This is a genomic window from Loigolactobacillus bifermentans DSM 20003 (assembly GCF_001434575.1).
Lineage (GTDB): Bacteria > Bacillota > Bacilli > Lactobacillales > Lactobacillaceae > Loigolactobacillus > Loigolactobacillus bifermentans.
Genome location: NZ_AZDA01000097.1, coordinates 1 through 1,055 on the forward strand (window position 1 = coordinate 1; position 1,055 = coordinate 1,055).

The following is a 1,055-nucleotide window of genomic DNA, read 5'->3' on the forward strand; positions in this document are numbered from 1 at the left end:
GGTAGATTGTAAAATTTAAGTTGAACATATTAGTGGACAGAAAAACCCATAAAGGTCTTTAATGGTGTCACCACAACATTCCACTAGAAAGAAGGACCTTTATGGGCACCACTATTTTATCATTCCAGAACCGTGTTGTCATTGAAACGCTTCATAATGAAGGACATTCCTTGCGATACATCGCTAACTACTTAGACTTTAGTAAGACCACCATCTTTAACGAACTTCACCGGCTAAATAGTGAGTACCAGGCTGGGCTAGCGCAAACTGACTTTGAACGAAAGGTTAGTCAACGGGGGCGGAAGTCTTCGCTCACTAAAAACCTTAAACACTTGATCGAGGAAAAGATTCAAGTCCAGAAGTGGTCCCCTGAACAAGTTGCCCATGTGGTGGGGATTGCCTACAAGACGGTCTATAACTGGATTGATCAAGGATGGCTTGATATACAGTTGCCCGATTTGCCTGATCATGGAATTCGTCGTCATCGTGCTAAAGAAAAGCGTGGTACGTTCAATCACGGCCGCTCCATTGAGGAGCGGCCTCATAAAGTCGAAACTCGCCAGGAATTCGGTCACTTCGAAGCTGATACAGTTTTATCTGGAAAACGTAAAGGTCAAGCAGTAGCTACGTTTGTCGAGCGTAAGAGTCGGCTTACCATCGTTAAACGGCTTAATGGACGAGATAGTACTTCAATGACCAAGGCTATTTTAGAATTGGCTAACCAGTTAGGAGATAATCTCAAGACCCTTACTGTTGACCATGGGAAAGAATTCGCCAACTACAATTTGATTGAAGAACAGGCCGGTGTTCCGCTGTACTTTGCGCACGCTTATTCGCCACATGAACGAGGCAGTAATGAAAATCGCAACCGAGTACTACGCCGCTTCATTCCCAAAGGTCAACCGATTGATGAGATTACCGATGATGAATTGATTCAAATTAACTGGTATTTGAATTCCCGACCACTCAAATGTTTAAATTGGCGAACACCGATTGAGATCTTTTTGCGTAATCTGCGTTACTAAATTTGTTCAAGTTATTTCTTGCAATCTGCC

The 1,055-nt window shown here is 43.1% G+C and carries 1 protein-coding gene; it reads left to right on the top strand.

What is annotated here, in order from left to right; all coding sequences use genetic code 11:
• Nucleotides 1-101 precede the first annotated feature (101 nt).
• Nucleotides 102-1,025, top strand: a complete 924-nt coding sequence (locus FC07_RS11735) for an IS30 family transposase (RefSeq protein ID WP_057905303.1) — start codon at nt 102-104, stop codon at nt 1,023-1,025.
• Nucleotides 1,026-1,055: the final 30 nt, after the last annotated feature.